20 protein-coding genes are annotated in these 26,521 nt (G+C 65.4%); 14 read left to right on the forward strand and 6 right to left on the reverse strand.

Annotation, left to right across the window (positions count from 1 at the left end; all coding sequences use genetic code 11):
• The first annotated feature begins 17 nt into the window (after positions 1-17).
• The 5 genes from JMF86_RS17270 to JMF86_RS17290 all read left to right on the forward strand — a co-directional run bounded on the left by JMF86_RS17270 (position 18) and on the right by JMF86_RS17290 (position 5,201).
• Positions 18-1,055, forward strand: coding sequence for an ABC transporter permease (locus JMF86_RS17270; RefSeq protein ID WP_006480700.1), 1,038 nt, complete (start codon positions 18-20; stop codon positions 1,053-1,055).
• 82 nt (positions 1,056-1,137) lie between these two features.
• Complete coding sequence (locus JMF86_RS17275) at positions 1,138-2,079, forward strand: ABC transporter substrate-binding protein (protein WP_011547137.1); 942 nt, start codon at positions 1,138-1,140, stop codon at positions 2,077-2,079.
• A gap of 67 nt (positions 2,080-2,146) precedes the next feature.
• Positions 2,147-3,037 carry an amidohydrolase gene (locus tag JMF86_RS17280; RefSeq protein ID WP_011547138.1) on the forward strand — a complete coding sequence of 297 codons (891 nt, stop codon included), beginning with the start codon at positions 2,147-2,149 and terminating at the stop codon, positions 3,035-3,037.
• A 68-nt stretch (positions 3,038-3,105) separates the two neighbouring features.
• Entirely contained in the window at positions 3,106-3,873 is a 768-nt protein-coding gene (locus JMF86_RS17285) for a FadR/GntR family transcriptional regulator (RefSeq protein ID WP_006480703.1), read from the forward strand.
• Positions 3,874-4,055: 182 nt separating this feature from the next.
• The gene (locus JMF86_RS17290; protein WP_011547139.1) at positions 4,056-5,201 is read left to right on the forward strand and encodes an alpha-hydroxy acid oxidase; all 1,146 of its coding nucleotides are present in this window, start codon (positions 4,056-4,058) and stop codon (positions 5,199-5,201) included.
• 52 nt (positions 5,202-5,253) lie between these two features.
• On the opposite strand, the gene JMF86_RS17295 is transcribed toward JMF86_RS17290, so the two are convergent.
• The 5 genes from JMF86_RS17295 to JMF86_RS17315 form a co-directional block, all read right to left on the reverse strand.
• On the reverse strand, positions 5,254-6,495 hold the full coding sequence (locus JMF86_RS17295) for an FAD-binding oxidoreductase (protein WP_011547140.1): 1,242 nt from the start codon (positions 6,493-6,495) through the stop codon (positions 5,254-5,256).
• A gap of 115 nt (positions 6,496-6,610) precedes the next feature.
• Positions 6,611-7,951: an amidase family protein gene (locus tag JMF86_RS17300; protein WP_011694817.1), complete on the reverse strand. Its 1,341-nt coding sequence runs from the start codon at positions 7,949-7,951 to the stop codon at positions 6,611-6,613.
• Positions 7,952-7,965: 14 nt separating this feature from the next.
• Positions 7,966-9,306: an MFS transporter gene (locus JMF86_RS17305; protein ID WP_011694816.1), complete on the reverse strand. Its 1,341-nt coding sequence runs from the start codon at positions 9,304-9,306 to the stop codon at positions 7,966-7,968.
• A 72-nt stretch (positions 9,307-9,378) separates the two neighbouring features.
• Entirely contained in the window at positions 9,379-10,815 is a 1,437-nt protein-coding gene (locus JMF86_RS17310) for an amidohydrolase family protein (RefSeq protein WP_011694815.1), read from the reverse strand.
• A 164-nt stretch (positions 10,816-10,979) separates the two neighbouring features.
• On the reverse strand, positions 10,980-11,867 hold the full coding sequence (locus JMF86_RS17315) for a LysR family transcriptional regulator (protein WP_011547144.1): 888 nt from the start codon (positions 11,865-11,867) through the stop codon (positions 10,980-10,982).
• A 424-nt stretch (positions 11,868-12,291) separates the two neighbouring features.
• Here JMF86_RS17315 and JMF86_RS17320 point away from each other — a divergent pair, with 424 nt between their 5' ends.
• The 8 genes from JMF86_RS17320 (at position 12,292) to JMF86_RS17355 (ending at position 23,762) form a co-directional block, all read left to right on the forward strand.
• Positions 12,292-12,999, forward strand: coding sequence for a YfiR family protein (locus JMF86_RS17320; RefSeq protein WP_041489359.1), 708 nt, complete (start codon positions 12,292-12,294; stop codon positions 12,997-12,999).
• The gene (locus tag JMF86_RS17325; protein WP_011547146.1) at positions 12,996-14,264 is read left to right on the forward strand and encodes a diguanylate cyclase domain-containing protein; all 1,269 of its coding nucleotides are present in this window, start codon (positions 12,996-12,998) and stop codon (positions 14,262-14,264) included. The genes JMF86_RS17320 and JMF86_RS17325 overlap by 4 nt, the downstream gene beginning before the upstream one ends.
• Positions 14,265-14,350: 86 nt before the next feature.
• Positions 14,351-14,863, forward strand: coding sequence for an OmpA family protein (locus JMF86_RS17330; RefSeq protein ID WP_011547147.1), 513 nt, complete (start codon positions 14,351-14,353; stop codon positions 14,861-14,863).
• Between the two features lie 404 nt (positions 14,864-15,267).
• Positions 15,268-17,388, forward strand: coding sequence for a type VI secretion system Vgr family protein (locus tag JMF86_RS17335; protein ID WP_011547148.1), 2,121 nt, complete (start codon positions 15,268-15,270; stop codon positions 17,386-17,388).
• Positions 17,389-17,416: 28 nt separating this feature from the next.
• Positions 17,417-17,839, forward strand: coding sequence for a DcrB-related protein (locus tag JMF86_RS17340; protein WP_011547149.1), 423 nt, complete (start codon positions 17,417-17,419; stop codon positions 17,837-17,839).
• A gap of 7 nt (positions 17,840-17,846) precedes the next feature.
• Positions 17,847-22,331 (forward strand): DUF6531 domain-containing protein, encoded by a 4,485-nt coding sequence (locus JMF86_RS17345; RefSeq protein ID WP_011547150.1) that lies wholly within the window; start codon positions 17,847-17,849, stop codon positions 22,329-22,331.
• A gap of 107 nt (positions 22,332-22,438) precedes the next feature.
• Positions 22,439-22,828, forward strand: a complete 390-nt coding sequence (locus tag JMF86_RS17350; RefSeq protein WP_226292313.1) for an SMI1/KNR4 family protein — start codon at positions 22,439-22,441, stop codon at positions 22,826-22,828.
• A 493-nt stretch (positions 22,829-23,321) separates the two neighbouring features.
• Entirely contained in the window at positions 23,322-23,762 is a 441-nt protein-coding gene (locus tag JMF86_RS17355) for a hypothetical protein (RefSeq protein WP_226292312.1), read from the forward strand.
• A 156-nt stretch (positions 23,763-23,918) separates the two neighbouring features.
• Here the strand turns inward: JMF86_RS17355 and JMF86_RS17360 are convergent, their stop codons facing one another.
• Entirely contained in the window at positions 23,919-24,572 is a 654-nt protein-coding gene (locus JMF86_RS17360) for a hypothetical protein (RefSeq protein ID WP_011547153.1), read from the reverse strand.
• A gap of 785 nt (positions 24,573-25,357) precedes the next feature.
• Here JMF86_RS17360 and JMF86_RS17365 point away from each other — a divergent pair.
• A complete protein-coding gene (locus tag JMF86_RS17365) occupies positions 25,358-26,476 on the forward strand; it encodes a branched-chain amino acid ABC transporter substrate-binding protein (protein WP_006480712.1) in 1,119 nt (372 codons plus the stop codon).
• The last annotated feature ends 45 nt before the right edge of the window (positions 26,477-26,521 follow it).

The raw sequence follows: 26,521 nt of genomic DNA on the forward strand, positions 1-26,521 counted from the left end.
TCAGACGCCTAACGATCATGTCCAACGATACGCATCCCGTTCCGCCCCTCGCCACCGGCGACACGCCGGCCGCCGCATCGAGCCTGAAATCGCGCTTCTTCAACCCGGCCGCGCGGCAGAAGCTGCTCGCGTTCGCGAGCCTCGTGCTGCTGATCGTGTTTTTCAGCTTCGCGTCGTCGAACTTCCTCGAAGTCGACAACCTCGTGTCGATCCTGCAGGCCACCGCCGTCAACGGCGTGCTGGCCGTCGCCTGCACGTACGTGATCATCACGTCCGGCATCGACCTGTCGGTCGGCACGCTGATGACGTTCTGCGCGGTGATGGCCGGCGTCGTGCTGACGAAGTGGGGGATGCCGCTGCCGCTCGGGATTCTGGCCGCGTTGTGCTTCGGCGCGCTGTCGGGCTGCGTGTCGGGCTTCGTGATCGCGAAGATGAAGGTGCCGCCGTTCATCGCGACGCTCGGCATGATGATGCTGCTCAAGGGACTGTCGCTCGTGATCTCGGGCACGCGGCCGATCTACTTCAACGACACGCCGGGCTTCACGTCGATCGCGCAGGATTCGCTGATCGGCAACCTCATTCCCGCGCTGCCGATTCCCAACGCGGTGCTGATCCTGTTTCTCGTCGCGATCGGCGCGTCGATCGTGCTGAACCGGACCATCTTCGGCCGCTACACGTTCGCGCTCGGCAGCAACGAGGAGGCGCTGCGGCTGTCCGGCGTGAACGTCGATGCGTGGAAGATCGCCGTCTATACGTTCAGCGGCGCGGTGTGCGGGATCGCCGGCCTGCTGATCGCGTCGCGGCTGAACTCGGCGCAGCCGGCGCTCGGGCAGGGCTACGAGCTCGATGCGATCGCGGCCGTCGTGATCGGCGGCACGTCGCTGTCGGGCGGCGCGGGCAGCATCGTCGGCACCATCATCGGCGCGTTCATCATGAGCGTGCTGACCAACGGCCTGCGCATCATGTCGGTCGCACAGGAATGGCAGACGGTCGTGACGGGCGTGATCATCATTCTCGCCGTCTACGTGGACATCCTGCGCCGGCGTCGCCGCTGACGCCGATACCGAGGCGCCAGGGCATGGGCTTCACCGCCGGCCGGGCCGGCATTTCAGTCGATACCAACCAAGGAGACGCGAAGTGATCAGGAGCAAGGTGTTGAACGCGATCGTCGGGCTGACGTTCGCCGCCGGCGTCACGGCCGGTGCGCAGGCGCAGGAAACCTATATCCCGCTGATCTCGAAAGGCTTCCAGCATCAGTTCTGGCAGGCCGTGAAATCGGGCGCGACGCAGGCCGCGAAGGACTACAAGGTGAAGGTGACGTTCGAAGGGCCCGAAACCGAGGCGATGGTCGACAAGCAGATCGACATGCTGTCGGCCGCGATCGCGAAGAAGCCGGCCGCGCTCGGCTTCGCGGCGCTCGACAGCAAGGCTGCACTGCCGCTGCTGAAGAGGGCGCAGGCCGAGAAGATCCCGGTGATCGCGTTCGACTCGGGCGTGGACAGCGACATTCCGGTGACGACGGCCGCGACCAACAACAAGGCCGCGGCCGCCCTTGCGGCCGACAAGCTCGCCGCGCTGATCGGGGACGAAGGGCAGGTGGCGGTGGTCGCGCACGACCAGACGAGCCGCACCGGCATCGACCGCCGCGACGGCTTCCTCGACCGGATGAAGTCCGCGCACCCGAAGGTGCAGGTCGTGACCGTGCAGTACGGCGAAGGCGATCAGTTGAAATCGACCGAAGTGACGAAGTCGATCCTGCAGGCGTATCCGAAGCTCAAGGGGCTGTTCGGCACCAACGAAGGCTCGGCGATCGGCGTGGTCAACGGCGTGCGCGAGATGAAGCGCAAGGTCGTGATCGTCGGCTACGATTCCGGCAAGCAGCAGAAGGACGCGATCCGCAGCGGGCTGATGGCCGGCGCGATCACGCAGAACCCGATCGGGATCGGCTACAAGACGGTCGAGGCGGCCGTGAAGGCGATCAAGGGCGAGAAGCTGCCGAAGGTCATCGATACCGGTTTCTACTGGTACGACAAGACCAATATCGACGATCCGAAGATCGCGGCGGTGTTGTACGACTGAACGTGGCGGACGGGCGGGGGCGACGCTCCGGGCCGTCGTCGCCGCGGTGATTGAACACGAGGGCATCATGGGCGCAGTGCGTATCGATTCGCATCAGCACTTCTGGCGTTATCGCGCGGCCGACTATCCGTGGATCGGCCCCGGGATGGGCGTGCTCGCACGCGATTACCTGCCCGACGAACTGTGGCCGCAGATGCATGCGCAGGCGCTCGGCGCGTCGATCGCCGTGCAGGCGCGCGCCGGCCGTGACGAGACGGCGTTCCTGCTCGACCTGGCGCGCGACGATGCACGCATCGCGGCGGTGGTCGGCTGGGAGGATCTCGGTGCGCCGGCGCTGGCCGACCGCGTCGCCGAGTGGCGCAGCCCGAAGCTGCGCGGTTTTCGTCATCAGGTGCAGGACGAAGCCGACGTCGGCGCGTTCGTCGCCGATCCCGCTTTCAATCGCGGCGTCGCCTGGCTGCAGGCGAATGGCTATGTGTACGACGTGCTCGTGTTCGAGCGCCAGTTGCCGGACGTCCGTGCGTTCTGCGCGCGGCACGATGCGCACTGGCTCGTGCTCGACCACGTCGGCAAGCCGGCGCTGGCCGAGTTCGAGCGTGACGACACCGCGCTCGCGCGCTGGCGCGCGTCGCTGCGGGAGTTGGGTGCGCTGCCGCACGTCGCGTGCAAGCTGTCGGGGCTCGTGACCGAGGCCGACTGGCGGCGCGGCCTGCGTGGCCAGGACATCCGGCATATCGAGCAGTGCCTCGACGCGGCGCTCGACGCGTTCGGCCCGCAGCGGCTGATGTTCGGATCGGACTGGCCCGTGTGCCTGCTCGCGGCGTCGTATGACGAGGTCGCGTCGCTGGTTGAACGCTGGGCCGAAGCGCGCCTGTCGGCGGCCGAGCGGGGCGCGTTGTGGGGCGGCACGGCCGCGCGCTGCTACGCGGTGCCGGGCGATGTGAAGCGCGGCATATAAAATAGGTGCGAACGGTCTGTGCGATTTGACAGGCCGTCCGCAACGAAACCGATTACCAGCGTCAACGTATGTCCATCCAGCCGATTCAGAACCGCCGCCTCTACCAGCAGATCGCCGACAAGCTCAGTGCGATGATCGAGTCCGGCGATTTCCCGCCGGGCAGCTATCTGCCGCCCGAGCGCGAACTCGCCGAACGGTTCGGCGTGTCGCGCACGTCGGTGCGCGAGGCGCTGATCGCGCTCGAAGTGAACGGACTCGTCAGCGTGCGTGTCGGCGACGGCGTGAAGGTGCGCCATCCCGAAGCGGCCGCGGCGCCCGAACCCGCGCCGGCTCCCGACGCGACGGTCGCGCCGTTCTCGATCGTCGAGATCGATCCCGAGCTCGGCATCGCACTCGATCTCGACACCGAAATCCCGCCGTTCGCGCTGCTGCAGGCGCGCCGGCTGATCGAGCCGGAAGCCGCGTCGCTGGCCGCGAAGCACGGCTCGGACGCGCAGATCGAAGGCATCCACGAAGCGTTCCTGCGCAACCAGGACGACAACCGCAGCGGCTCGCTCACGCACCCGGGCGACCGGCTGTTCCATATCCGCATCGCGGAGGCGAGCGACAACGCCGCGTATGCGCTGATGATCAAGCAGTTGCTCGCGCACAAGTACGACCTGATGTTCCAGCGGCTGCAGTCGCTGTACATGCCGAACGACATGCCGCACCGGTCGGAGCTCGAGCATCGCGCGATCCTCGATGCGATCCGTGCGCGCGATCCCGACGCCGCGCGCCGTGCGATGGCCGAGCATCTCGATGAAGTGATTCGCATCTTCGGCCGCGCGCTCGACTGAGCGTGCGAATCGATTCGCTGCAGGGTCGGCAGCGGTGGCGCGATGCGGCGCGATTCCGGGTGCCGATACGGCTACCATCCCTTGCGAGGACACCGGCCGTCGGTATAGAACGAACGCAGCGACGCGAGCGACGCGTGCCGGCCCGCCGGCATGCCGCTCGCGCGCCGAATGGAGTGTGACGAATGCGCGTGAACGATTGCCATAATTTCCACGACTTCCGCGAACTGGCGAAGCGGCGGTTGCCGGGGCCGATCTTCAATTACATCGACGGTGCGGCCGACGATGAAACCACGTATCGACGCAACACGAGCGCGTTCGAAAGCTGCGATCTGGTGCCGAACGTGCTGCGCGGCGTGCGCGATGTCGATCTGTCGGTGACGGTCATGGGGCAAAAGCTCGGCATGCCGGTTTATTGTTCGCCGACCGCGCTGCAACGCCTGTTTCATCATGACGGCGAGCGGGCCGTCGCCGCAGCAGCCGCGAAATTCGACACGATGTTCGGCGTGTCGTCGCTCGGCACCGTGAGCCTGGAAGAGGCCCGTGCGATCAGCCCGGGCCCGCAGGTCTACCAGTTCTACTTTCACAAGGATCGCGGCCTCAACCGCGAGATGATGAACCGCTCGAGGGAGGCCGGCGTGAACGTGATGATGCTGACGGTGGACAGCATCACCGGCGGCAATCGCGAGCGCGACAAGCGCACCGGCTTCTCGATTCCATTCAGGCTGACGCTCGCGGGGCTGACCGAGTTCGCGTTGAAGCCGGCCTGGGCGGTCAACTATCTGACCCACGAGCGGTTCCGTTTGCCGCAGCTCGACCGGCACGTCGACATGGGCGGCGGCGCAATGTCGATCAGCCGCTACTTCACGGACATGCTCGACCCGTCGATGTCATGGGACGACGTCGCCGCGATGGTGCGCGAGTGGAACGGGCAGTTTTGCCTGAAAGGCGTGATGTCGGTCGACGACGCCCGCAGGGCGGCGGACATCGGTTGCACCGGCATCGTGTTGTCGAACCACGGCGGGCGGCAGCTGGACGGTTCGCGCGCCGCGTTCGACCAGCTTGCCGAGGTGGTCGACGCGGTGGGCGACCGGATCGACGTGATGATGGATGGCGGCGTGCAGCGCGGTTCGCACGTACTGAAGGCGCTGGCGCTGGGGGCGAAGGCCGTCGGGCTGGGGCGTTATTACCTGTTCCCGCTCGCCGCCGCCGGGCAGCCCGGCGTCGAGCGCGCGTTGCAACTGATGCGCACGGAAATCGAACGCGACATGCGGCTGATGGGCTGCGCATCCGTCGCGCAGCTCGGGCGAAACCAGCTGCGTTTTCGCTGACGGCGCGTTTCGGCGCCATCCGGGCCTGCGTGCCGGCGCCGGCATCGCGCGCTCAGAAGCGGTCCGCGCGATACGGTGCCGGGTCGGTGAACGGCGCCTCGCCGGTCATCATCTCGGCCAGCAGGCGGCCGCTGACCGGGCCGAGCGTCAGCCCGTGATGGTTGTGCCCGAACGCGAACCACAGCCCGCGATGCGCGGGCGCGGGGCCGATCACCGGGCGCATGTCGGGCGTGCACGGCCGGAAGCCGAGCCACGGATGCGGATCGAGCCGCTCGCCGAAACCGAACACCGGCCGCGCGACGCGTTCGGCGCGTTCGAGCTGCACGCCCGTTGGCGGAAGCCCGCGCCGCGCGATCTCGACGCCGGTCGTCAGCCGCAGCCCGCGCCGCATCGGCGCGATTACATAACCGTATTCGCGATCGACGATCGGCGCCGACGGCACGCCGCGCGCGGACGGCGCGTAGTGCATGTGGTAGCCGCGCTTCTCGCGCAACGGGATCTTGTAGCCGAACTTGCCGAACACCGTGTCGGACCACGGACCGAGCGCGACGACGACGGCCGGCGCGGCCGCCGGGCCGTCGTCGGTCCTCACCTGCCAGCCGGGCGACAGCGCGTCGAGGCTCGCGGCGTCGCCGGTCAGCAGCGTGCCGCCGCCCTGCACGAACAGGTGCGCATACGCTTTGACGAGCGCGGCCGGGTCGACGACGCTTTTCGGGTCGAGCCAGTGCAGCGCGCCGCAGAAGCCCGGTGCGAGGCTCGGTTCGTGCGCGCGCAGCGCGGCCGCATCGAGCGGCGTGATGCCGAGCCCGTGGCGGCGCGCGGTGAGGCCGGCCTCGGCCACGCCGCGTTCGAATGCGGCCGGCGTGCGGAACGCTTCCAGCCAGCCACTGGCGCGGACCAGTTCGCCGGCGCCGGCCCGCGCGATCAGCGCATCGTGTTCGACGATGCAGCGTTCGATCAGCGGCAGCATGTCGCGCGAGGCCGCCGCATGACGCGGCGGCGCCGATTCCCACCAGAACCGTGCGAGCCACGGCGCGAACGCGGGCAGCGACGCGCTGTGCCAGTAGAGATCGGTGGAGCGGTTCAGCGCATAGCGCATCAGCGTGAACGGGCTGCGCGGGAACGGATACGGTTCGACCGACGAGCGCTCGATCAGCCCGGCATTGCCGAAGCTCGTGCCTTCGCCGGGCGCGCCGCGATCGACGAGGGCGACCTTGCGGCCGCGATCCTGCAGGTGCAGCGCGGCGGAGACGCCGACGATGCCGGCGCCGAGAACGATGACGTCGAAATCCATCGATGGTGAGTGACGGTTGGCGGGGCGCTTGCCCGCGGTGCGGCGCGCGCCCGGTTGGAGAATGTTCGAGCTGCAAGCATACTCGCGGCGGCGCGCGGCACCAAGGGGCGCGTCGCTAACGGAGCATGTCGCCCCACGCGGCCGAGAACTGCCGCGCGGCGTCGAAGCACACCGCGTCGCCACCGGGCCCACCGATCAATTGCACGCCGACCGGCAGCTCGCCCGATGCGAAGCACGGCGCGCTGACGACCGGCAGCCCCGCGAACGAGATCGGTTGCGTCAGCAGGCCGAGCGTCTTCGCGGGTTCGAGCGCGACGCCATTGATATCGACAGTCGCGTCGGTGAAGCGCGGCGCCGCACAAGGCGTCGCGGCCGCGAGCAGCAGGTCGTGGCGCGCGAACAGCGCCGCGATGCGCGTACGCCAGGCGGCACGGTCGGCAAGCGCGTGCCGATACGCGGAGTCGGACGTCGCGAGGCCGGCAGCGAGGCGCGACCGCAGGTGTTCGGAGACGAGCGCCGCCGGCGCGTCGACCAAGCCGTGATGGGCGCGCGCGAGCTCCACGTTCGAGATCACGAGCGCCGCTTCGCGCACGTGCGCGACTTCGTCGCTGGCGACGGCTACTGTTTCGCCCGCCCGCAGACGGGCCGCTGCACGCCGGACAGCGCGTTGCGCATCCGCATCGGCATGTGTTTCGAAATCGCCGGTCAGCACGGCGACGCGAAGCGGGGCGGCCGGATCGCGCGGCCGTTGCGCGCGCGGTGCATGCGTTTCGCGCAGCGTGTCATACAGCACCGCAAGATCGTCGACATCGTTCGCGAACCCGCCGACGGTATCGAGCGAGTCGGCATACGGCAGGCAGCCGGCCCGCGACAGCCGTCCGTCGCCGGGCCGGAACCCCCATACGCCGCACAGCGCCGCCGGTGCGCGGACCGAGCCGTTGGTATCGCTGCCGAGCGCGAGCGGCACGTAGCCGGCGGCGACCGCGGCGGCCGAGCCGCTCGACGAGCCGCCTGTCATGCGTGTCGGGTCGGCCGGGAGGCGCACCGCGCCGTAGTGCGGATTTACGCCGGTGGCGCCGCACGCGAGTTCATCCATCTGCGTCGCCCCTATGGGGATCGCGCCGGCCGCGCACATTCGCGCAACGATCGTCGCATCGGCGACGGCGGGCGGCAATGCCGCGCGCGCTGGCGATCCGGCAACCGTCGTATAACCCGCCACGTCGATGTTCCACTTCACGAGGAACGGCACGCCGGCCAGCGGGCCCGGGTCGCGTCCGGCCCGCACGAGGCGGTCGATGCGCAGCGCATCGCGCCGTGCTCGCTCGTCGAAGGTGGCTGCGCACGCGTTGATCGCGCTGTCGCGGGCGGCGATGTCGGCGAGCACGGCTTGCACGAGCGACATCGCGCTCACCTGCCCGGCGCGCACCGTCGCCGCCAACGCCAGCGCGCTGCGCATCGATGGCGCCGCGCTCACGTGCGCACCATGAGCCGGCGCGGAATCGACAGGATCAGCGCAGCGGCGGCGAACAGTGTGAAGGCGAGCAGCGCGACACCGAGCTCGGTGCTGCCCGTCAATCCGGTTGCATAGCCCATCAGCGTCGGGCCGACGAAACCCGCGACGGCCGCGCCGATGTTGACGAGCCCGGCGCCGCCCGCGGCCGCTTCTCCCGCGAGAATTCGCGACGGCAGGCTCCAGAACATCGCGAGCGTGCTCATGATGCCGGCCACGCCGACGGTCAGGCACGCGACCGCGAGCACGGGATGCGTGCGCATGCCGAGGCTCGCGAGCAGCGCGATGCCGCCGATCGCGACAGGCAGCGCCGTATGCCAGCGGCGCTCGCCGGTCCGCACCGAATGCTGCGCGTTCGCGACCATCGCGACCGACGCGACCAGATACGGGATCGCGCTGACCAGGCCGATTTGGAGGTTGCTCGACGACCCGAGCGCCTTGATCATCGTCGGCATCCAGAACACGAGCCCGTAGTTGCCGATGTTGTAGAGGAACGACGTCGCGAACAGCAGCCACAGGGTCGGCTCGCGCAATGCGGCGCCGAGGCGGGTGCGCTTGCCGGCCGCTTCCTGCGCCATCTCCGCGTGAATCATCCGCTTTTCCGTATCGGTCAGCCAGGTTGCATCGTCGATCCGCTCCGTGACACGGGCGAGCAGGTACACCCCCAGCACGATGGCCGGCAGACCTTCGATCAGGAACATCCACTGCCAGCCGCGCAGCCCGAAGCCGCCGTGCGTGGCGTCCATGATCCAGCCGGACAGCGGGCCGCCGACGATCACGCCGAGCGGCATCGCGAGAAACAGAAACGCCATGACCTTCGCGAGCCGGTGCGACGGAAACCACACGCTGAAGTACGCGATCACGGCCGGAAAGAAGCTCGCTTCGGTCACGCCGAGCAGGAAGCGCAGCGCGTAGAAGCTCGCGGTGTCGCGGGTCGTGAGCGTGGCGACCGACACGATGCCCCACGTCAGCATCGAGCCGGCGAGACAGCGCTTCACGCCGATCCGCCGCACGAGCCAGCCGGCCGGCACCTGCAGCAGCAGGTAGCCGACGAAGAACAGGCCCGCACCCACGCCGTATGCAGCGTCCGTGAGGTGCAGGTCCGTCACCATCTGCAGCTTCGCAAAGCCGACGTTGACGCGGTCGAGATAGCCGAAGAAATAGCAGACCAGGATCAGCGGAATGATGCGCCGGCTCAGGCGTGCATACAGTGCATCGAGGCCGGGGGCGGCGGCTTGCGCGTGCGTGGGCGGGTCGGCTTGCATGCCGCGCGGCGTGGCGGCGCCGTTGGGATTCGTCATGGTGACTCCGTGCAGGTGGCCTTCGGGGCGGCTGCCGCGACCGCGCGAGCGCGCGCCGCCGATCGGCCGGTTCTAGATGTCGCGGCGCAGCGCCCGGCCGGGACGCGTGCCGGTGTGCCGGCCATGTTCGAGCACGGCCTGCCCGTTGACGAACACGTGCTCGATGCCTTCGGGGCGCAGCGTCGGGCTCGCGAACGTCGCACGGTCGATCACGCGGACGGGGTCGAACACGACGAGATCGGCGTAATGACCGACCGCGAGCCGCCCGCGTTCGGCGATGCCGAACTGCTCGGCGGTGAGCCCCGTCATTTTGCGCACCGCGGTTTCGAGCGGGAACAGGCCGCGCTCGCGGGAGAATTCTCCGAGCACGCGCGGGAACGTGCCCCACAGCCGCGGGTGCGGGCGCATGTCGTTGGGCAGGCCGTCGGAGCCGACCATCGTCAGTTCGTGACGAACGATGCGCTCGACATCCGCTTCGTCCATCACGAAGTAGATCGCACCGGCGGGGCGCAGCGCGTCGATCGCGGCGTCGACCGAATCGCCGAACAGCGGCAGCAGTTCATGGAAGTCGCGGCCCGCGAGTTCGGGATGCGGCTTCGACCACGCGAGGATCACGCGGGACGACTGATGGATGCGATCCGCGCGCAGCATCGTCGACGTGGCCGGATACGGATGGCAGTCGAGACACAGCGGTTGACGCGTGCGTTGCGCGTCGATATGCGCGAGCGTTTCGACCGAGCGGCCGTGATTGGCCTTGCCGGCCACCTTGTGATGCGACAGCACGACGCGCACGTCGAGCGCGCGGCCGATCGAGAACGCTTCGTCGAGCGACGCGATGATCGCGTCGGTTTCGTCGCGCAGGTGCGTCGCGAACACGCCGCCCGTCTCGCGCAACGGTGCGCACACGTCGATCAGTTCGTCCGTCGTCGCGGCTGCCGCGGGTGGGTAGAAGGTGCCCGACGAGACGCCGAACGCACCGGCCGCCATCGCTTCGCGCACGTCGGCCGCCATCGCCGCGATTTCAGCCGCGTTGGCCGCGCGATCGAGATCGGCCATGTGCCGCACGCGCAGCGTCGAGTGGCCGATCAGGGCCGCCGTATTGACGGCGGCGGGCGTGGCGTCGAGCGCGTCGAGATAGGCGCGAAAGGACGGGAAGCGGAACGCCTGCCACGCGCCCAGCAGGTCGAGCGGCTGCGGCACGTCCCTTTCGGCGAGCAGCGGCGCGAGGCTGATGCCGCAGTTGCCGGCGATCACCGTCGTGACGCCTTGCGCGACCTTCGGCTCGACGTCGGGATCGGTCAGCACGAACGCGTCGTCGTGCGTGTGGCTGTCGATGAAGCCCGGCGCGACGACGAGGCCGCTCGCATCGACCGTATGCGCGGCCGTCGCACCGCCCAGGTCGCCGATCGCCGCGATGCGCGTGCCGGTCACGCCGAGATCGGCTTCGAAGCGTGCGGCCCCGGTGCCGTCGATCAACTCGCCGCGACGCAGGATCACGTCGAAATGCATGGTGGTTCCTCCTGAATCCGTCCGGATTCGGGGCGTTACCCGTTTCCGTCGTTCATGTTCGCCCCCATCGTCCCCAGCCATTTTTCGGGTGTCCAATGCCGTTCGGCTCGCGATTCATGCGAAACCGGCATCAATGCGGCGCGCCGCCGTGCCGCCCCGCGGCGTCACGCGAACGACGCCTTCACCAGCGCCTGGAGGTCGCCCGCGAAGCTGGACATCGAAATGCCGCGATGCCGAACGATGCCGACCGTGCGCTCGATCGTCGGGCTCGCGATCGGCACCGCGCGCACCGCCGGCGAGCCGTACGCACGCAGTGCGCTCTCGGGCAGGATCGCGCAGCCGACCCCGGCCGCCACCAGCGCCGCGACGCACGAGATGTGCTCGACTTCGTAGAACCAGCGGGCTCGCACCGCTTCCTGGCCCATCAGCATTTCGAGCAGCAGGCGGTTGCCGCTGTCGCGACCGCCGATGATCAGCTTCGCCTGGCGCAACTCCCCGAGCGTGACGGCGTCCGCGCGCGCCAGCGGATCGTCGTTGTGCGCCGCGAGCACGTAACGGTCGGTGAAGAGCGGTTCGAACAGGAGATCGTCGTCGTCACCGGGATGCAGGCTCACGCCGAATTCGGCGATGCCCGCGCGCACCTGCGACAGCACGAAGTCGTGATTGCCGTCGAGGATCTGCACGGCGACGTGCGGATACTTTGCGGCGTAGCGACGCAGTACGTCGGGAAGCGCCTGCGCGACGATCGTCGGGATCGACGCGAGCCGCACCTTGCCGTAACGTTTTTGCGCGATGTCCTGGATCGACGACAGCATCATGCCGAGCTGCGCGATCTGCTCGCGCGCCATCGGCAGGAACTGGCGGCCGACACCCGTCAACGTCACGCTTCGCGTGGTGCGCTGGAACAACTCGACGCCGAGCGTCTGCTCGAGTTTCTGGATGCGGCGCGACAGCCCCGGCTGGGTCAGGTTCAGTTTTTCCGCCGCGCGATGGAACGTGCCGAGTTCCGCGACGGCGACGAATGCTTCGAGTTCCGAGTTTTCGATTTTCATGACGCTCCGTTGTGCAGGCTGGATCCGGCATTCCGACGTATGGCCGCGGGACGAGCGGACATTCTCGTCGATATCGATTCATTGTCCACCGCGTGGCCCGTACGGCCGTGGAGCGTACACGCATGGCGGATCGAGCCGTTTGACGCCCGCGAGATGCTTGAATGCGTGACTGGCGGATGGATGAAGTTTGCCGTGAGCCGGGGTTCAATCCGCAGATCAATGTGCCGACGCCGACACCGGACCGCCGTGGGTTGCCGCAGCACCGGTTCGGCATGCTTTCCGGCAGGATTCGCGGGTGTATCCCACTGGTTTGGGATACGAATTTTTACCTAAGATGGAAGGAATCGTGCGCGTGATACGGTGCCTGCACGCGCATGGCAGGCAGGAGGCGGGGCCGGGAACGACTGCGGCAGATGTTTCCATCATGGATGCAAGTGTGTGCGCGGCGGCTGCGAGTCTTGCGGTCGCATCGACGCCAGCGTGTGCGGCGGCATTCGCCGCGCGAAAGGCGTCCGGCCAGTGGGGCCGAGTCGCCACGTTCCGCCATGCGTTTGCCGCAATCGTTTGCGTTCTGAGCGCCGTACCGGTCGTCGCCGGCGCGCCTGCCGTGATGGACGAGACCGCGGTCGATGCGGTGCAAGTTGCCACCACCGCCACGCCGGCCAGCCCGACAGGTTCCGCCTTTTCGTCACACGACACGGCCGTGCGTCAGGTGGTGCTCGGCATCATCAGCTTCACGCGCTGGCCGACCACGCCCGTGCGCCTGCATCTGTGCGTGACCGGCAGGCCCGACTATGCGGGCGGCCTGACCGACACGCTGCAGGCCGGCTCGACGGTGCTCGACGTGCAACGCGTGCGCTCCGACGATCCGTCGCTCGGCATCGCGTGCGACGTCGTCTATCTGGGCGCCTTGAGCAACGACGCGCGCGCGCGGGTGAGAGCCGCGTTGGCCGGCCATCCGGTGCTGACGATCGCGGAACACGATCCGTCTTGCACGGCGGGCGGCATGTTCTGTCTCGACGTCGACGGCGACCGCGTGTCGTTCGACATCAATCTCGACGCCGTCGCACGCAGCGGCGTGCGCGTGCATCCGAACGTTCTCAATCTCGCACGACGGCCGGTGACGCCATGACACGCGCCGTGCCTCCCATTCGCGCTTCGCGCCCGCCGCGCCCGACGCTGCAAAGCGTGCTGCGGCGCGCGCACCTGCGCCTCGCGTTCGTCGCGGTGACGATGGCCGCCGTGTCGTTGATCGTCGTCGCCGTGATCGCGTTGCGCGCGTATGCCGGCAACAACCTGAACCTGCTGGCGCGCTCGCTCGGTTATACGGTCGAGGCGGCGCTCGTGTTCGGCGATCGCGTCGCGGCGAACGAGGCGATCGGGATGATCGCCGGCGACGAGGACGTCGCGCAGGTGGTCGTCACCGACAGCAAGGGACAACTGTTCGCCACGTGGCAGTTGCCGGCCGGAAACGGCCTCGCGCGGCTCGAGCGCGCGGTGGCCGACGTGGCGCTGCCGGGGCCGGTGACCGTCCCGGTGATGCACGACGGCATCATCGTCGGCCACGTCGTCGTGCGCGGCCGCGGCCACCAGTTCTTCGGCTTCCTGCTCGGCGGCGTCGGCGGCATTCTCGGCTGCCTGGCCGTCAGCGTGTTCGGCGCGTACGTCAGTTCGAAACGCCTGCTGCGCGACATCGTTTCGCCGCTGCGCGCGCTGGCCGGCGTCGCGCACGCGGTGCGGCGCGAGCGCGCGTTCGCGCGGCGCGTCGAGCCGGCGGCGATCGCGGAACTGAACCAGCTCGGCGACGACTTCAACGCGCTGCTCGACGAATTCGAAGACTGGCAGAACACGCTGCGCGACGAGAACGCGTCGCTCGAGCACAAGGCGACGCACGATGCGCTCACGGGGTTGCCCAACCGCGTGCAGTTCGAGTCGCGCCTCGCGCTTGCGCTTTGCGATGCCACGTTGACGGGGCAGCGGGTCGCCGTCCTCTATCTCGACTGCGACCGCTTCAAGGAGATCAACGATGGTTTCGGTCACGACGCCGGGGACGCGGTGTTGATCGACATCGCATCGCGGCTGCGCACGCGGGTGCGAGAGACCGATCTCGTCGCGCGCCTGGGCGGCGACGAATTCGCGGTGATGCTGGCGGCGGTGCCTGAAGCGGGCAGCGTGTGCCGGATCGCCGACGAGATTTTGTCCGGCATGGCACCGTCGATCGAGCTGTCCGACGGCCGCGTGGTGGCCACCATGATGAGTGCCGGCGTTGCGCTGTATCCCGATCACGCGTTGGACGCGAGCGGCTTGCTGCGCGCGGCGGATATCGCGATGTACCGCGCCAAGCGTGCGCGGCCGGGATCGTGGCAGTTGGCGGAGAGCGTTGCAGGGCCGGTTTGAGCTCGATCGACTCGCGCCGCGGGCGAGGCCGCGGCGGCGGTTAAAAGAAGCGCCTGCAGGGCGGGCGCGATGGAAGGGGAGGCAAAATGAACCACTCGTTTCCTGTGAGCACGGGGCGGACGTGCGTCGGGAGCGCGCTGCTGCTGTGCATGCTGCTGGTGGGCTGCCAGACGCCGCCGCCGCTTCATCGGGGGCTGACGCAGACGCAGGTGACGGCGCTGAAGTCGGCCGGGTTCCAGGAGACTGGACAGGGATTCGAATTCGGGTCGACCGGGCCGATCCTGTTCGATTTCGACCGGTACAACCTCAAGCCGGATGTGCGCCGGATCGTGGAACGGATCGGGCGGACCTTGCGGTCGGCGGGGATCAACGGAGTGCGCGTGTACGGGTACTCGGATGACGAGGGGACGGCTGCTTACGACGCCGAGTTGTCCAGGCGGCGAGCGGAAGTCGTTGCGGTCGAGCTGGTTGACGTCGGGCTGGATGCGAAGCGGATTGCGATCGTCGGAAAAGGGAAGCTCGACCCGGTCGGGGATAACAGGACGCCGGCAGGGCGGGCGCAGAATCGGCGGGCGGCGATCGTGGTTTCGCCGCGATGAGGGTGGTGCGCCGGGATGGCGATTGCACGCTTGCCGACGAGGAGGTCGTCTCTAGTATGTTCGTTCAAACACTGACCCGGGAAGGCCCTAGCGCGGTCAGTCTCAGCTGTTTCCCGCCATTGTCACGCGGATACTCCAGCATCCGTTGATCGCCGCCGTGTCCCGCGCCGTGCGGCCTGTCGAGACATGCGGGGTGACACGGTTTCCATTGCCGACCGTCGTGCTGCCTGGCCGTGGGCGACCGCGGTCTCGCGTCCGGCTGCCGGTCCGTTTTTCCGATTTTAAGGGTCGGAAAGCAAACGTTTGCCGGAGACTTTCAAGCGGTCGGGTTTTACCCTACATTATCGTGGCTGCGGACCGGCGAGCCGGCCGATGGAACCTGAGATCACACGCAAGGAACAAGAATGAGTTTCGCTCCGAATGGGGGTATTCCCAGTGGATTGGGTGGTGGTGCGTTCGGCTCGTTGAGTGCGCTCGGCGGCCTCGCCGGCCCGGTGGCGTCGAGTGTGGCCGGCAGCCTCGGGCCGCTCGCGGGGCTGGCCGGGCACGTCGACACCGTCCAGCGCGCGCTGCAGCTCGCACAGACCGGTTTCTCGCTGATGGAGAAGACGCCCGGCGCCATCGCCGACGCGATCAACGGCGCCGCCAACCCCGCGCGCCTGACCCAGCTCAATCGTTACGTCACGCTCGATACGCCGCTCGGCCCGGATGTGCTGCTGGTCAGCGCGGCCGTCGTCGACGAGCACGTGAACCGCTTGCCGGAAATCCATCTCGACCTGCTGTCGCATCGCCACGACCTGCGCCCGGAGGACCTGATCGGCCAGCAGGTCAAGATCCGCTTCGACCAGCAGGCGCGCCTGTCGACGCTCGAACGCGTCGTGGCGGCGGGCGGCGGCGACAACGACCGCTACTTCGACGGCTACGTCGCGTCGTTCGATCGCGCCGGCAACCCCGGCAACGTCACGCAATACCACCTGACGGCCGTGCCGTGGTTCTGGTTCCTGACGCGCTCGACCGACTGCCGGATCTTCCAGAACAAGACCGCGCAGGACATCCTCACCGAGATCTTCCAGGAACACGGGTTTTCCGATTTCACGTTCGACATCCGGACCAGCCAGAAGCCGCTCGAGTACGTCGTGATGTACCAGGAGAGCTACTACAACTTCTGCGCGCGGCTGATGGAGCAGGAAGGGCTCATCTGGACGCACCGCTACGAGAAGGACAAGCACTTTCTCGTGATCGGCGACACGAACCTGCTGTTCCGCCCGATCGACGGGCTCGCCACCGTGCCGTTCGCCGCGACCGAGGCCAGCGAAGACAGCGGCATCGACCAGTTGCACGAAGGCCGGCGCTTCGGCGTCGGCAAGGTCACGTTCCGCGACTTCAATCACCAGAATCCGTCGTCGCCGCTGATGCTGGTGGAGGCCGGCCCGCAAAACCTCAAGCATGCGCGGCTCGACGCGACCGAGCGGTTCGAGCACCAGTCGCTGTACGACCACGGCGACGACGGCAACCGCTACGCCCGTTTCGCGATGGAGGCCGAGGAGGCGCAAGCCCATCGCTATACCGGCGGCGGCTACGCGTGGCGCATGACCACGGCGGGCGCCGTGACCGTCGCGAATCATCCCGTCCTCGAAAACAACCAGGAGTACGTGATCCTGCACGTGCGTCACGAGGCCGTGAACGACTATACGCAGCACAGCGCGAAGCTGCCGTACCGGAACAGCTTCTCGCTGTTGCCGAAGAAGATTCCGTACCGTGCGCCGCGCGCGACGCCGAAGCCGGTGATTCACGGCACGCAGTCGGCGATCGTCGTCGGGCCGAAGGGCGAGGAAATTCATACGAACGGCAGCGCGGTGAAAGTGCATTTCCCGTGGGATCGGCGCGGCAAGAAGGACGGCTCCGATTCGATGTGGGTGCGCGTGTCGCAGCCGTGGGCGGGCGACGGCTGGGGCGCGGCCGCGATTCCGCGGATCAAGCAGGAAGTACTGGTGGCGTTCAATCAGGGCGATCCGGATAACCCCGTGATCGTCGGCCGCGTGTTCAACGGCGAGCAGGGCAACCCGTATCACGGCGCGGCCGGCCAGACGATGGGGATCAAGAGCCAGACGCACAAGGGGCAGGGGTCGAACGAGTTGCTGATGAGCGACGTCAATGGTGCGCAGATGCTCTACATGCATGCGCAGAAGGACATGCATACCGTGGTCGAGGACGCTCAGTGGACTCAGGTTCTCAAAGGCGACCGGACCGTCGAGGTGGGCAAGGGCAACCATACGACGGCCATCGCGGTTGGCAACCTGTCGGACGTTGTCGTGCAGGGCAATACGCTGCATCAGACTCCGCAGGGTGTGCACACGCTGGAAGCCAAGGAACTCTGGATCAAGATCGGCGGCGACGGCGGCACGCGGATCCACATGACAGCCGACTCGATCGACATCTACAAGGGCGAGTCGGTGATCCATCTGGATGACGGCAATATCAATATCCAGGCTGCTCGAACCGACATCAACCCGAAGAACGGCTAATACCAATAACCAATAAGGATAACAAAGCATGTACCAGATGCAGGAAGGCACGTTGGCGCTGCCCGTGGAATGGCAGGACAAAACGATGAACGTGTTCGTGTCGGCGGCGACTGGCACGGAGGGCGTGAGTTTCGTGATCACGCGCGAGCGGCTGCCGTGGGGCATGAAGTTCGCCGAATATGTGACGAGCGAAATCCGGAAAGTGGCGAAGCAGGTTCCCGATTACGCCGAGGTGGCGAATGAAGACGCCACGGTATCCGGGCGCGCTGCACACGTGCACGAGTTCACCTGGACGAACAACCAGGCGCTCATTCATCAGCGGTTGACGATGGTGGAATACGGGCAGGTTGTCCTGATGCTCACCTTCACCGCGCCCGGTACGCTGAGCGACACACAGCGCGAACAAATCCGGACCGTGATTCAGAGCCTTCAGTTGCGCGATCCGGTCTGAGGCCGCAATGTCGGACACGCCGAACTACAACGAGCCGAGCGGCAGCGCCCAGGAGCGTCTCGATCAGATCGCCGGGCTGGAGGACGGTGAAGCCGCGAAAGCGGCCGAGCAGCCGTTTTACGAGCACCTCAACTACGGGATGCTCGGCGCCGATGCGGGCCTGACCGCCGTCGAGGGGACGGCCGCCGGGCTGGGTGCCGCCGGTACGGCGCTCGCGGGTGGGGCGACCGGCGGGGCGGCACTGGGCGCGGGCGCGATTGCGGCGGGCACCGTCATGCTTCCGCTGGCGATTGCGGTCGGCGGTGCGTGGGCGCTCGACAAGGTTGGCGTGACCGGCTGGCTATCGAAGGAATTCACGCAGGTTGGCGACGCGCTCGGCCTCACGATCGGTCGCGGCGATCCGCACCCCGCCTGCATTGGCGATCGGATCGCGCACTCGTCGGGTTTTATGGGGATTCTCGCCGGCATTGCCGTGGGAGTCGCGATTGGCGTGGCAGTGGCGGCGACCGTGGCAACCGGTGGACTCGCCGGCGCGCTGATCGTCGGCGCGTGCATGGCGGGCGGCCTGACGCTGGGGAGTGCGCTCGCGTCGGCGAGCCAGAGCATGGGCAGCAACTGTGGCGAGATCGTCACCGGTTCGAGCAACGTGTACTTCGAAGGCAAGAAGGTGGCGCGTGTCACGGACCTGGTGAAATGCGATCACCATTCCGGCGTGCCGCAGGCACTCGTCGACGGCAGCAAGACCGTGTTCGTCAACGGTCTGCCGCTGGTGCGGATCGGCCACGAAACGCACTGTAGCGGCAAGGTCAATTCGGGGCGCAACAGCATCTGGATCGACAAGACGACTGGACACTACGGTCCGAAGAACCCGGAGTTGTCCGCGACTCAGGAATTCCTGGCGGGTTTGCTCGGCGGGATCGTAGGAGGCGGAGTCGGAAAATTTGCCGGCAAGGGGCTGCGGGGGTTGCGCGAAAAATTCAAGCCTGAGCCCACCCGATCCGCGGAACAGAAGGGCATCAAGGACGAGAACCGGCCGACGTGCAAGGACCCGGTTGATCCGGTGTCCGGCGAAATGCTCGAGATCCGTACGGATCTCGTCATTCCCGGCATCCTGCCTCTCGAGTTCAAGCGACGCTATCGGACTCGATCGGACGACCATGGATTGCTCGGTCACCGCTGGTCGGACAACTGGTCGCAACAACTGACGTTCGATGGCGGCCGCTTCGTGAGATTCCACGACGGCGCCGGCCTGGTGATCGGCTTTGACGCGCCGGATATGGCGCTCAACGGCATCAACCTGCGCGAGCCGCGCTATCGGCTGGTCGGAAGCCGGCTCGAACCGCGCATCTTCGATCGCGATACGCGGCAACTACGTATTTTCGCGCCGCTCGTCGATGGGCGTTCGTCTCGCCTCGAACGGATCGAGGACCTCGACGGTAACGCAATCGTTCTCTCGTACGATATTGCCGGCCGTTTGAGTGGTATGGCCCATAGCGACGGCTATCGGCTCGAGATTGTTTGTCACGGGCGCGACCGACGGCTGGAACGGATCGTTCTTCACGATGCGGACGGCGGTTCCCGGACACTCGTGGACTACGACTACCAGAACAGCATGCTTACCCACGTGGCGAGCTTCCAGTTTGGCCAGTTCTACTACGCGTATGACGAACACGGCTGGATGACCCAGTGGCGGGATACGGACCAGACCGACGTTCGATATCGGTACGACACCGCTGGTCGTGTCGTCGAGACCGGCACGCAGCAGGGTTATCACACAGGTCGGTTCATCTACGAGGCCGGTCGCACACGGGTGATCGATGTCGACGGAGAATGGACCTATGACTATAACGATGAAGGTCTCGTAACGGCCGAAACCGATCCGCTCGGCCATTGCACTCGCTCCGAATGGGAGCTTGGTCGCTTGATGGCCCGGATCGATCCGCTGGGTCGACGGACGGACTATCGATACGACGAGCGTGGTCAACTGACTTCGGTCGTCGAAAGCTCGGGGAGGATGGTCGAGTTCGACTATGACGACGAGCAGCGCCTTACCGGCACGCGTTTGCCGAACGGCGGCCGGATCAGGCTCGAGTATGACCATCTGTATCGATTGATTGCTCGCACCGAGCCGGACGGCAACAGAACTGCCTATCGCTACGGCCCCCGAGGCGAACTGCTGCGGGTGGTTCAGGGTGATCGCGAGACGCGCCTGGACTACGATGACCGGTTGCGGCTGACCGACATCGAGTTGCCGACAGGTGCGCGCTTCAGGCGCAGGATAGACGTACTGGGTCGGCTGCTGGAGGAGACGTCGCCCGATGGGCACGTGACGCGTTACGACTATGCTGACGGCCCGGCAAATCCGCGCGGTCTGCTGAGCGCGATCACGCGCCCCGATGGCTCGGTGTCGAGGGCGCGATATAACAGCGAGAGCCTGCCCGTCGAGTGGATCGATCCGCTCGGACGTACGATCCGGCGAACCTATGGCCCGTTCGATTTGCTTACGGCGTCGATCGACGCGGCCGGTCATGCAACGCGTTTCGAGTACGACCATGCCACCCGGCTGACGAAGGTCATCAATGCTCTGGGAGAGACTTACACGTACCGCTACGACGCGGCCGGGCGTCTCGCGGCCGAGATCGACTGGGGCGGCCGCGCGACTCGATATGAGCGCGATGCCGTCGGCCGCCTGCTGGCGAAGACACTGCCCGACGGTGGCCAGTGGCGCTATACGTACGATGCATCCGACCGGCTCGTCGAGATCGATGCCGGCGACGTGAAGCTTGCTTACCGCTACGATGCGAGCGGACGACTGGCGTCGGCGGAGGTCCAGGGCGAGCACGTTCACGTGACGCGCTTTGCCTACGACAGGAATGGCCGCTTGATCGGAGAAGATCAGCATGGCGAACTGTTGAGGCACGTCTACGACGCGGACGGCCAGCGGAGCCTTCGGCTGACGCCTCGGCGGGAGACGGCCTATGCCTATGATGCATTGGGTGCGCTCACGCAGGTCGCCGGGCTGACGATCCGGCGCGATGGCTTAGGGCGCGAGATCGGGCGGCAGGCGGGAGATTTTGTCGCGCAGCAACAGTACGATGCGCTCGGCCGTATACGCCGGCAGATTGCAGGGCCTGCCGTAGCCTTCGATGCGTTGCAAGCCGATCCGGCCCGGGCGCTCGAGCAATTGACGCGGCAGGTCTATCACTACGACGCAGCCGGACAACTGGAGCGAGTGGACACCGGCGCGGATACGCTCACCTACCAGCGCGATGAGCGCGGCCAGATCATCTCCGCAGAAAGTCTGCTGCAGCCAAGCGAGCACTTCCGCTATGACGCTGTGATGAACATTGCCGCGCACGGGCAACGGGCACCTGTGGATGCCCACCACTATCGCCGCGGAGGTCTGCCGGAACAGGTTGGCTACGCACGCTATCAATACGATGCACGTGGCCGCACGATCGAGAAGACGGTCGAACAGCCGGGGTTCAGGCCGAAAACGTGGCAATACACGTGGGATGGCCTCAATCGGCTCGTGAAGGTCGTTACGCCCGAGCGCGGTGTTTGGGCGTATCGCTATGACGCTTTCAATCGCCGGATCGAGAAGCAGCAAGTCGGCGGCCGTGAAACGGTGAGGTTCCTGTGGGACGGTCCGATGCTTGCCGAGCGCTGGATCGAGCAGCGGGATGGTACGACGGGCCAAGTCGTGACCTGGCATATCGAGCCGGGCAGTTTCTCGCCGCTCGCGCAGGAGACCGACAGCGGTATCTTTTCAATTCTGACGGACCAGGTCGGTTTGCCAAAGGCGGCGTTCGACGAACATGGCACGACTGTGTGGAAGGGGGCGTACTCGCTGTGGGGGAAACCGCTGCCGGCCAGACGAGCAGCGAACGATGCGCAGGGCGCGGCAATTTCAATCGATACGACGTTGCGTTTTCCCGGTCAATGGGCCGACGACGAGACGGGACTGTGCTACAACCTGAATCGATACTACGATCCAGATTCAGGGCAGTATCTTAGTTGCGATCCGATTGGCCTTGAAGGTGGATTTAGAACGCAAGGCTATGTGCACGCGCCAGACGCGTGGGTTGATCCGCTGGGATTGAGCGGCTGCGAGGACGTTAAAGAGTACGATGTTGTTCCATATCGACCAAGCAATTCGCCTTTAGAAAACCACCATGGAGTACTCGATGTATGGATGGCCAAGAATGTTCCAGATTACGGTGGGAAATATCCGATTAAATCGCCAACAATTGCTTTGTCCGCTGAGTCGCATGCTGCGACAAAGGCTGCGTACCGAGATTGGTTGACTATGAAAACCGGGCGCCCAGTTGGTGGAAAAGTTGATTGGGAAGCCGTAAGCAATCGAGAAATGCAGGCGCTGTCCGAGCAAATGTTTGATGCTGCAAAAGTTCCGCAGGCGAGCAGGGATGCGTACTACAGGGCGTTGAATCAGTATTTGTACACGGGTGAGTTTGATCCGGTGAAATTTTAGAGGGACATATGAGGTCGATTAAGGAAATTGTCGAGATCATAAGATCCGATGGTAGATGCCAAGTGTTGCCGGCGAGCGGAAAGCTACCGCAGCTGCCACATGCCGACATGGCATATCCGAATGATATGGTCGAATTCTACAATCTTTGCGGTGGTGTGATTTTGTTCAGACCCGGGAAAGATAATATTTCTTTCAAGATATTACCTGCCGGTGATGTGTTGCAAACCAATATGATCATTGTGGGTGATCCGTGTGAGGACGATATTTCTTTTTCGTGGTATGCAATCTGTAAAACAGACAACGGTGACTACATATCCATTGATACCTCCAAGGAAAGGAATGGAAGATGTTACGATAGTAATTTCGAAGTTCATGGTGTAGTTGGGAGTTGTCCAATAATAGCGTTAAGTTTTTCTGAGTTGCTTGATGAGCTATATAAAAGTTCGGGGGCTGATATTTTTTGGAAAGCGAAGGATTACGGCGACGCTTACGCGTGATGTTAGGAAGAGTATTCAATAAGTTTTCTGAAAACGTCTATTTGGTAGTCAAAGCCTATACACGTTTGGCGTGATAGCGAGTTGGCCCTGTTCGTGTCGCGATCTCGAAGAATATTTTCATCAGGCCGATGTCTTTTTGAAGTGCGGATTTTTATTTTTCGGGTGTCGATTTTGATGGTCTCAAGGCGGTCAACGGCTATCTTGCCCACGTTGCGGACGACGCGGTGCTAGTCAGTGTCCCGACACAGCTGCGCAAGCAACGCGCGTGGCTGAGCCAGTGCCTGCCTTGCGGGCAATAAATCTGCGGGGACGTTTGGGCTGTGCGCGAAGCGGGTGGCGCGAACTGGATCGCCGACCGGATTTGACCGATATGGTTTATTGATCGAACTGTTCGACGGACGCACGGCAGTCGCCATGATCATCGGTTCTTTGGCGCAATCGAATCGTGACGTGGCGACTGGAGTGCTCTGGTTGATAAATGAGTGTGATAGCCGTGGATCAAGATATTGAGAGCATGCTTCGGCGTTATCGTGATCGGGACATTGATTTGCGGCAACTGCGCGTGTGGTTAGGCAACGAAAGCGCGCGTGTCGAGGCACAAATTCCGCGAGGTCAATTGCAGAAGTTGAAGCGAGGGAGCGAAGCGCAGGGCAATGGGGTGATCGCGCAGTTGCTTCCTGCATGCGACTACTGTCTCGGGATTGGTTCGCCCGAGCAATTCGTATCGCGCCAAGAGTATCAGCAGTATTCGCAACGTCGCGACGTTGCCGTTACCAATGGAGTTCTCGCGGAAATTGTTCCGCCGCCTTTTGATTCCGAGGGGCAGGGGGCGGCAGGCGCTGCAACGTATTATCGCTGCACTCGGTGTCATTCGATTTGGGTATTCGTGGAACCGGAGAGGGCGGAAAACGGCTCGTGGGATAGAGTTATCTAGAGCTACTCATCGCGCGGATCGAGATTGAGTCTGGCGAGCGTGATCATCCCGCAGCTGCAAGCGCAACGCCGACAGAGGCGACCGCGCTGCGCAACGTCGCGCAGCGCGCCGGACAGGGTAGACAGCCCTAAGCGGCAGCTACCCCAAAACCCCACCTCACCAAGCAATATCGCAAGACGACCGCGACGTCCCCGCACCACCGGTAGCCGTGCACTTCGTCCCCGATCCATTGTCATAAAACGTCCGCGTCTCGGGCTGCGGCACCGACGGATCGAACGGATTCGGCGCCCCATGCGGACCGCGCGGCGCATCGTACGGCCGCTGCGGTGCATACGAACCGCCACTTCCAGCAGGCCGCGAGCCGTTCGCGCGCAGGTATTCATTCCAGTTCTGCTCGCGCTGCTCATACCCGGGCACTGCGCGACCCAGGCTATCGCTCCCGCCCGCGCCGAGCGCGACGCGGTTCGGCGGCAAGACGAAATCGGGTTCACGCCCGGAAGAAGCGGGCAGCGGCGCCACCAGCGCGTCGCTCGTCACCCGCAACGGCCGCGTATCCGGCGTATCGAACGGGCTACGTTCGGCAGGCGCAGCGAACTGCACCCGTCGGCGGCTCATCCGCGCCGCATGCCCGTCATCCCGAGCAGCCGCACGCCGCTCCGAGCGAAACACGTTCGCACCGGCCGACCGATCGGTCAGCGTATCGCGTCCCGAGGCATGGGCGGCAGAAACAGAAAGCGCGCACGCGATCGCGGCGGCGGAAGAGAGGCGGATGGGGCAATTCATGGGCGATCCGAAGCAGGTGATGTGCATTGAACAAAAACGGCAGATCACTGGCTGGCGGCTGAGCGACGAGGGGGCGTCGAAGCGGCCCTGAAGCGACTGCGAGGCGCGGCGAAGGCGACTTGCAGGGAGGCTGGCTGGATTGCAGAAGCGAGTTCGTATTATTTCACGGAAATATCAAAAAGCTTTCAAATTGTTTGGCTTCGTAGATAAACAGTAAGGATTGCCGCTTCACCGAGCGCCCCGTCATGGTGCGTGCTCACACAATCATCAGTCGATTGATTTCCAGCGACCAGGGCCCTTGGCAACCTAAAAAACGCATCACCGGGGAGTCTCCATCGCCGAACGCCAAGCCCAGCAAGGAACCCGCGCCGCCTTCTTGCCAAAATAGCAACCCGATTGCACTCGAAGCAAACGTTCTCGCCTCCCCGGGGTTGCGCCCCGATCGCCACCCACCTATCTCAAAAGCCTACGTGTTTTCCCTCGGTCGACAGGCATTTTTGACAGACGATTAAAAAACGCCCATATAATTTCGGTTGCCTTGCCAACGGCTGTCGGACCATCCCTCCGAACGAGCAGTTGGCAAGCGGGGCAGGCGAAACGCTTGCGCAATGCAAGACGCATCACGATGTCTTTCCGAACCAGACGTCCCCTTCGGGGACTGCAAGAGCCGGGCCCCGCTACGCAACATTCCGCTGGAGTTCCGTCTTCTATGTGTCTCGGGCGTGTCCCATGTCCTCGCCCCGGGTGCTGTTCGATTGCGCAAGTCATGCCGCCTTTGCCCGTATGACTAAACAACATCGAGGAGCTCCCAGATGACGCTGTCCCGTCTTACGTCCATTTCCGTCGCCGCCGTGCTGTTCGCCGCCGGCGCCGCCGCCGCGCAAGCGGAAACCGTGAAGATCGCCATCGCTGGTCCGATGAGCGGCTCGGTCGCCCAGTACGGCGACATGGTGAAGGCCGGCGCGCTGACCGCGATCGAACAGATCAACGCGGCCGGCGGTGCGGGCGGCAACAAGTTTGAAGTCGTGATGATGGACGACGCGTGCGAACCGAAGCAGGCCGTCGCCGTCGCCAACAAGATCGTCAGCCAGAAGATCAAGTACGTGATCGGCCACGTGTGCTCGGGCTCGACGATTCCCGCGTCGGACATCTACGAGAACGAAGGCATCGTGATGGTCACGCCGTCGGCCACCGCGCCGCAGCTGACGGAAGGCAAGAAGCGCCACTTCATCTTCCGCACGATCGGCCGTGACGACCAGCAAGGCCCGGCCGCCGCGCACTACATCATCAACAACGTGAAGCCGAAGAAGGTCGCGGTCCTGCACGACAAGCAGTCGTACGGCCAGGGCATCGCGTCGTCGGTGAAGAAGGACCTCGAAGCGGCGAAGATCCCGGTCGTGCTGTTCGAAGGCATCAATGCCGGCGATTCGGACTACTCGGCGATCATCACGAAGCTGAAGTCGCAAGGCGTCGATTTCGTCTACTTCGGCGGCTACCACCCGGAAATGGGCCTGCTGATGCGCCAGGCGCGCGAGCAGGGCGTGAAGGCGACCTTCATGGGGCCTGAAGGCGTGGGCAACAAGGACGTGACGGCGATCGCCGGCCCGGCTTCGGAAGGCATGCTGGTCACGCTGCCGGCCGACTTCTCGGCCGATCCGGCCAACGCGGCGCTCGTGAAGGCGTTCGCGGACAAGAAGCGCGACCCGAACGGCCCGTTCCAGATGCCGGCGTACGCCGCGGTGAAGATCATCGCCGACTCGATCGCGGGAGCGAAGACGACCGACCCGACGAAGGTCGCCGCGTACATGCACAAGACGACGTTCGACACGCCGATCGGCAAGGTCGCGTATGACGCACAGGGCGACCTGAAGGCGTTCAAGTTCGTCGTGTACACGTGGCACAAGGACGCGACGAAGACCGCCGCCAAGTAAGACGGAGTACCCGCCCGTGCGCCCGCCCTGTCCGAAACCCGGACG

This window comes from Burkholderia sp. E168m15 (assembly GCF_016586105.1).
Classification (GTDB): Bacteria; Pseudomonadota; Gammaproteobacteria; order Burkholderiales; family Burkholderiaceae; genus Burkholderia; species Burkholderia orbicola.